A 6,159-nucleotide genomic window follows, 5' to 3' on the forward strand; every position below is an offset into this window, starting at 1 on the left:
ACGTATAATATATTTAGTACTTATGGCTGTAGTGTTAAATGCCTGCAGCACTACCAAGTACCTGCCGCCAAACGAAAAGCTTTATACCGGCGGTACTGTTAAGGTTGATGATAAAAACATACCTAAAAGCGATGCAAAGGCTCTGGAGTCGGAGTTGAAAACCTATATCAGGCCTAAACCAAACTCATCTTTATTGGGGATGAGAATAAAACTTTGGCTTTATTACAAAACCCGCAACCGCCATGGGTTTATTCAAAAATTTCTGAGTAAATACGGCGAGCCGCCGGTACTGGTTAGCCAGGTAGATCTGGCTAAAAACAGCACCATTATGCAAAACCGCCTGCAAAATATCAGCTATTTCCAGGCAACGGTTAGCGGCGATACTATAGGCAAAAAGAAAACTGCCAAAGCTTTATTCACAGCGCTGCCGGGCCCATCATACACCATCAATAACATTACCTTCCCTGCCGCTACAGATAATAGCCTTGATACCGCCGTTAAAGGTACCATGGCACAAACGCTGTTAAAAAAAGGCGAAAAATATAGCCTTGATGTGATCAAGAACGAACGCATCAGGATTGATGCCCGCCTTAAGGAAGAAGGCTTTTTTTACTTTGCGCCTGAGCAATTGGTTGTAAAGGTTGACAGTACCATTGAAGGCCATAAAGTAAACATGATAGTTCGCATTAAACCCGAAACACCAGACAGGGCACGCGAAATTTATTCTGTCCGTAATATTTATGTGTATCCAAACTACTCGTTAAGGGATACCTCCTTAAGGTTAGACCAGGCAAAACCTTACCGCAATTATAACATCATCGACCCGCGCAACACCGTGAGGCCATATTTATTTTCAAATACCGTGTTGCTGCATCCTAATGATGTATACAGCCGCACCACCCATAATAATTCGTTAAACAGGTTTATTAATTTGGGGCCATACCGTTATGTAAAAAACAGGTTTGAAGATGTAACGCCCGATTCGCCCAAGCTGGATGTTTATTATTTCCTTACCCCGTATAAACGCAAATCGTTACAGGCCGAGATCATTGGCCGTACATCATCTGCCAACTATACCGGTACGCAAATAAACCTGAGCTGGAAAAACCGCAATGCTTTTAAAGGCGGCGAGCTTTTAACTGTTACCCTATTTGGTAGTACCGATGTGCAGGTTGGCGGCCAAAACAGTGGCTATAACGTTTACCAGTATGGTGTGCAAACCAGCCTTTCGTGGCCAAGGTTAATAAGTCCGTTTGCTTTACGGGCCGATAACGGGTACATCCCGCGCACCATATTAACGTTGGGTTACACCTCTGTTGTACGGCAAAAACTGTACTCGCTTAACTCTTTCACAGGGTCGTTCGGGTATCAGTTTAAAACTAACGAGCATAAGATACACGAGTTAAATTTACTGGAGGCCACCTTTGTAAAGCCACGTAACATAAGCCAGGTATATTTGGATAGCATACGTAATCCAAACAACCGCAACCCGGCGCTTAAACACGTAATTGACCCGCAATTTACTTTAGGCCCTAGCTATGCCTATACATTTGATAACACCACCGAAGACTATCGTACCAATAGCCTTTACTTCCGTGGTAAGCTTAGTTTATCAAACAACCTGTATGGCATTATAAGCGGTGCCGATACCCTTGGCGGCAAAGTAAAAACACTGTTTGGTACCGTATTTAACCAATATGTTAAAGCAGAAAGCGAGATCCGCTTTTTCCATAAACTTAGCGCTAATAGCAAAATTGCTACCAGGCTTATTGCGGGTGTTGGTTTACCATACGGCAACTCTACCATTTTACCATATAACCAGCAATTCTTTATTGGCGGGCCTAACAGTTTAAGAGGGTTCAGGCCCAGAACATTAGGCCCCGGTACTGTCGATCCAACCAATGCAAACGGCAACACCTTTATTGCAGATCAATCGGGCGATATAAAACTGGAGGCTAATATTGAGTACCGCCAAAAGCTATTCAGCATTGTGTACGGCGCATTATTTGCCGATGCCGGTAACATCTGGAACGCCAAGCCTCACCAGCCGGGCGGCACATTTGGCCCTAATTTTTTATCGCAAATGGCTGTTGATGCGGGTTTTGGTTTAAGGTTTGATGCTACGATACTGGTACTGCGTACCGATCTTGGTTTCCCGCTGGTAAGACCATATACACCGGCAGGTGGCCAGCGCTCCATCAGCCCGAGTTTTAAAAACAGTATCTTAAACATAGCCATAGGGTATCCGTTTTAATTGGCTCAATAATGGATTGGTGGCTAATTTTTACCACAGAGATCCACAAAGTAAAAACACAAAGGTCACAGAGATATTTTCATTCAATATGCGAAAAGCAATTCTCATTCATCTCTGTGCAACCTCTGATAACGCTGTGGTTAACCGGCTTAAACCATATAATTGTTACGTTAATTTTATTGATTGAATTATAGTTGGATAGCTATATTGCACCGACACTACTAAATGGCTAAAAAAACTATATCTATCCCGCTAAACATTATCGACCTGCATGGTGATGGCTTTCACCCTGTGTTGGATATTGTGATCTTCAACAAGCCTTTTAAAGTGGTACTGGATACCGGCGCGTCGCGTACGGCATTTGACCGCAACCTGCTGATACAGGCCAATGAAATGGCTGATATAGTAGCCAGTGAGAGGCTTTCAACCGGGTTGGGTACCAACACTATGGAATCGGCAACGGCGGTGATAGAAAACATATGGATAGGCGATATGATGATCCCCGAACTGGAAGTAGCCGTGCTTGATCTGTCTACCATCAACGTAGCTTACCGCGAATTGGGGTACCCTGAGGTACTGGGTGTTTTGGGCAGCGATATACTAATGAAGTACCACGCGGTAATTGATTTTGGGAAGAAAACGTTAAAGCTGAAGTAGCATCGGTTATCCCCTTTTTTTTAACACCTGGTTACAAAGCGTTATCGAGCTCAAATTCAGCACTGCAAAAAATATCAATATTACCATTAGCGCCGGCAAGGGCCAATGTTGCATCATTTTAAACCCGTTTGTATCATCACCACCCTGAAAAAGCACCGGCAGGTAAATGATGCCGTTCAGCAACATACCCGGCAGGTAGGTTTGCGATATTAAACGCCCTTTTAATAGGGACTTCTTCCCTTTTACAGATGTTACCTTGCGGGATATTAATACAAAGGCATACATCAACGGCGAAAAAGCCAGCAAAAATATAGCAATAAAGAAAACTGAGTGTATAACTTTATTATTTGGCAGTGTATATGCCAGGCCCGACGCAACTATTGTAAAAGCCAACACCCCCCAATTTAAATATCCACGAAAAATAGTTTTAAACGCCCCGCCAACATATTTGTTAAATATATTTTCCTGTTTAACGGCTAACGCCTCAATACCCGAGTAGCCACCAAAATCGGTATCCACCACATCCTGAAAAACAACCGATATATCACGCGCGTCGCCTTTATCGCGTTTAGTTTCAATGGCCGTCAAAACATGGTCGAGTATCTCGAAATAACTCTCCTGGTATTTAATGTCGTATATCTTCATACGCTCAGTTACCCATTGTAGTTCTGCTGGCGATAATATCATATTGCGGCAGTGGTTTGGAATTCGTATTTATATAATTTGTATAATGATATGTTATACAGTATTGCAATCAGAAACCACACTGCCAACAGGTAATTATTAGTTCCTAAAAAAACTTTGTAAAATCCTTCACCACTCCAAATAGCAAAAGTATTTACGATCACAAAAAACCGAACAGGTATACTCGCCAAAATTTCAAACGATTTATCTTTAGCCGATTTTTGCGTAGTCCCTAAAATATACCCGGTATCATACAGTCGTAAAAGATAAATTATGTAGGGTGCTAAAATCATCAAAAAAGCCATCACGATAATTAACGATATACTGACCCTAATTTGTGCAAAGCCGTAACAAGTTGCCCCTACAGCCAATAGTAAATAAAACAGATTGGGGACTTTAAAGTAAGATACAATGTATGAACGATACTTTTTATACATATCATTAACCAAAGCATCTTTGTGAGCTTTTTCAACCTTCAATAAATTTCTATGCCCTCCAAAATCATTTATAATAATGCCGTTTATAGCGTCCTGGAAACTTATATCTGCCGGCTGATGCTCAAGCGCCGATAAAACGTGATCGTATATTTCCTCATAACTTTCGCGGTAGGTTAATGTTTTATGCAGATAGTCCTGCAATATTTTTATTTGCCTGCTGTCCGGTTTCATTTGGTTGTAGGTTTAAGGTTTAACAAAGTTTGCAGCTGCTCTATAAAGGCCTGCGCTTCGGTTAATTTACTGGTCACCTCTTTGCCCCCCTGCTCGGTAAGGCGGTAATACTTGCGTACACGGTTATCTACCACCTGCGTAAATGTTTCCAGAAAACCATCTGCCTCCAGTTTATGCAGGGCCGGGTACAAAGCGCCCTCAGTAAGCATTATCTCTCCCTCTGATACCTCTTTAACTTTTTGGGTTATCTCGTATCCATACATCTGCTCGTTATCCTCCAGTAGTTTTAAAATGATGGTTTGCAGGCTTCCTTTTAACAACGGGTTAGTGCTCATAATTCAAATATACTTTTAAATTTATATACATAAGAAAATTATGTATATAAATTTAAAAGTATATTTTACCGGCACTTGATGTTTCCCTTGCCTATTTAGTGCTTACAAAGGCATAAAAAAACCCTTCAAGGACGAATGAAGGTCGAATAAGGGCGAATAAAAGTCGAAAAAATACCAAAAGGGCGCCCATAAAACCTATTACGTAAAAAAGCCTCCTGAATGTCAGGAGGCTTTAATATTATGGGCACGTAAATAACCCTATTAGGTATCTATACGGGCATAACGTGCATTTTTCTCTATAAACTCGCGGCGGGGGGCAACCTCATCACCCATCAGCATCGAGAAGGTGTGATCGCATTCTGCAGCGTTCTCAATTGCTACTTTTTTAAGTGTACGATGGGCCGGGTTCATGGTGGTATCCCATAATTGCTCGGCATTCATCTCACCCAAACCTTTGTAACGCTGTACGTGTACGCTATCTTCTTTACCGGCACCTTTTAAACGCTGTATAGCCGTATCGCGCTGCTCGTCAGTCCAGCAGTATTCAAATTCTTTACCCTTTTTAACCTGGTATAACGGTGGCGATGCGATGTACACATAACCGTACTCAACCAACTCCTTCATGTAACGGAAGAAGAAAGTGAGGATCAATGTGGTAATGTGCGAACCATCCACGTCAGCATCCGTCATTATCACAATTTTATGGTAACGCAGTTTTGTTAAGTTCAGTGCCTTGGCATCTTCCGGCGTACCAATACTTACCCCGAGGCCGGTAAACATATTTTTTATTTCTTCGTTCTCGTAGATCTTGTGTTCCATGGCTTTCTCCACGTTCAGGATCTTACCCCTTAAAGGCAATATGGCCTGGAACTCGCGGTTGCGGCCCTGTTTGGCGGTACCACCCGCCGAGTCGCCCTCTACAAGATATAACTCGCATAAGGTTGGGTCGCTGTTAGCACAATCAGACAGTTTACCAGGTAAGCCTGAACCGCTCATTACACTTTTACGCTGCACCATTTCGCGTGCTTTACGTGCGGCCGCGCGTGCTGTAGCAGCAAGTATAACTTTCTGCACAATCATTTTAGCTTCACGAGGGTTTTCTTCAAGGTAGTTACCTAAAATTTCGCCTACGGCCACGTTAACAGCACCACTCACCTCGCTGTTACCCAGTTTGGTTTTGGTTTGCCCTTCAAATTGCGGCTCTTGTACTTTAACCGAAATTACGGCAGTTAGCCCCTCGCGGAAGTCATCGCCTGTAATCTCGATCTTCATATTTTTCAATAAACCCGATTTATCAGCGTAAGCCTTAAGCGTACGTGTTAAACCCATCCTGAAACCCGCTACGTGTGTACCACCCTCAATAGTGTTGATGTTATTTACATACGAGTGCACATTTTCGGTATACGTATCGTTATACTGAAAAGCCAGTTCAACCGGGATACCTTGTTTTATACCTTCCAGATAAATAGGCTCAGGAATGATAGCCACACGGGTACCATCCAGGTATTTAACAAATTCTTTCAACCCACCTTCAGAGAAAAACTCTTCTGTAATGAAAGAA

Annotated in this window: 6 protein-coding genes; 2 read left to right on the top strand and 4 right to left on the bottom strand. The window is 42.5% G+C overall.

All coding sequences use genetic code 11. The features are described 5' to 3' along the window. Positions 1 to 22: 22 nt before the first annotated feature. Together WC615_RS10760 and WC615_RS10765 are read left to right on the top strand one after the other, a co-directional pair. Positions 23 to 2,254 (top strand): BamA/TamA family outer membrane protein, encoded by a 2,232-nt coding sequence (locus WC615_RS10760; protein ID WP_372978104.1) that lies wholly within the window; start codon positions 23 to 25, stop codon positions 2,252 to 2,254. A gap of 225 nt (positions 2,255 to 2,479) precedes the next feature. Next, entirely contained in the window at positions 2,480 to 2,911 is a 432-nt protein-coding gene (locus WC615_RS10765; protein ID WP_372978105.1) for an aspartyl protease family protein, read from the top strand. Positions 2,912 to 2,917: 6 nt separating this feature from the next. Here the strand turns inward: WC615_RS10765 and WC615_RS10770 are convergent, their stop codons facing one another. The 4 genes from WC615_RS10770 to WC615_RS10785 all read right to left on the bottom strand — a co-directional run. Then, positions 2,918 to 3,598, bottom strand: a complete 681-nt coding sequence (locus tag WC615_RS10770) for a hypothetical protein (protein ID WP_372978106.1) — start codon at positions 3,596 to 3,598, stop codon at positions 2,918 to 2,920. Next, complete coding sequence (locus WC615_RS10775; protein ID WP_372978107.1) at positions 3,595 to 4,263, bottom strand: hypothetical protein; 669 nt, start codon at positions 4,261 to 4,263, stop codon at positions 3,595 to 3,597. The genes WC615_RS10770 and WC615_RS10775 overlap by 4 nt, the downstream gene beginning before the upstream one ends. Beyond that, positions 4,260 to 4,598, bottom strand: a complete 339-nt coding sequence (locus WC615_RS10780; RefSeq protein ID WP_372978108.1) for a PadR family transcriptional regulator — start codon at positions 4,596 to 4,598, stop codon at positions 4,260 to 4,262. Before WC615_RS10780 ends, WC615_RS10775 begins: the two co-directional genes overlap by 4 nt. Positions 4,599 to 4,859: 261 nt before the next feature. Next, positions 4,860 to 6,159, bottom strand: a 1,300-nt coding sequence (locus WC615_RS10785) for a toprim domain-containing protein (RefSeq protein ID WP_372978109.1), incomplete at its 5' end; no start/stop codon positions are given.

The sequence above is a fragment of the Mucilaginibacter sp. genome, from assembly GCF_041663085.1.
Taxonomy (GTDB): domain Bacteria; phylum Bacteroidota; class Bacteroidia; order Sphingobacteriales; family Sphingobacteriaceae; genus Mucilaginibacter.

What these genes read in the sequence shown, in the direction of transcription:
- WC615_RS10760 (WP_372978104.1), top strand. Translation starts at nt 23, where the DNA reads ATGGCTGTAGTGTTAAATGCCTGCAGCACTACCAAGTACCTGCCGCCA.
- WC615_RS10765 (WP_372978105.1), top strand. Translation starts at nt 2,480, where the DNA reads ATGGCTAAAAAAACTATATCTATCCCGCTAAACATTATCGACCTGCAT.
- WC615_RS10770 (WP_372978106.1), bottom strand. Translation starts at nt 3,598, where the DNA reads ATGATATTATCGCCAGCAGAACTACAATGGGTAACTGAGCGTATGAAG.
- WC615_RS10775 (WP_372978107.1), bottom strand. Translation starts at nt 4,263, where the DNA reads ATGAAACCGGACAGCAGGCAAATAAAAATATTGCAGGACTATCTGCAT.
- WC615_RS10780 (WP_372978108.1), bottom strand. Translation starts at nt 4,598, where the DNA reads ATGAGCACTAACCCGTTGTTAAAAGGAAGCCTGCAAACCATCATTTTA.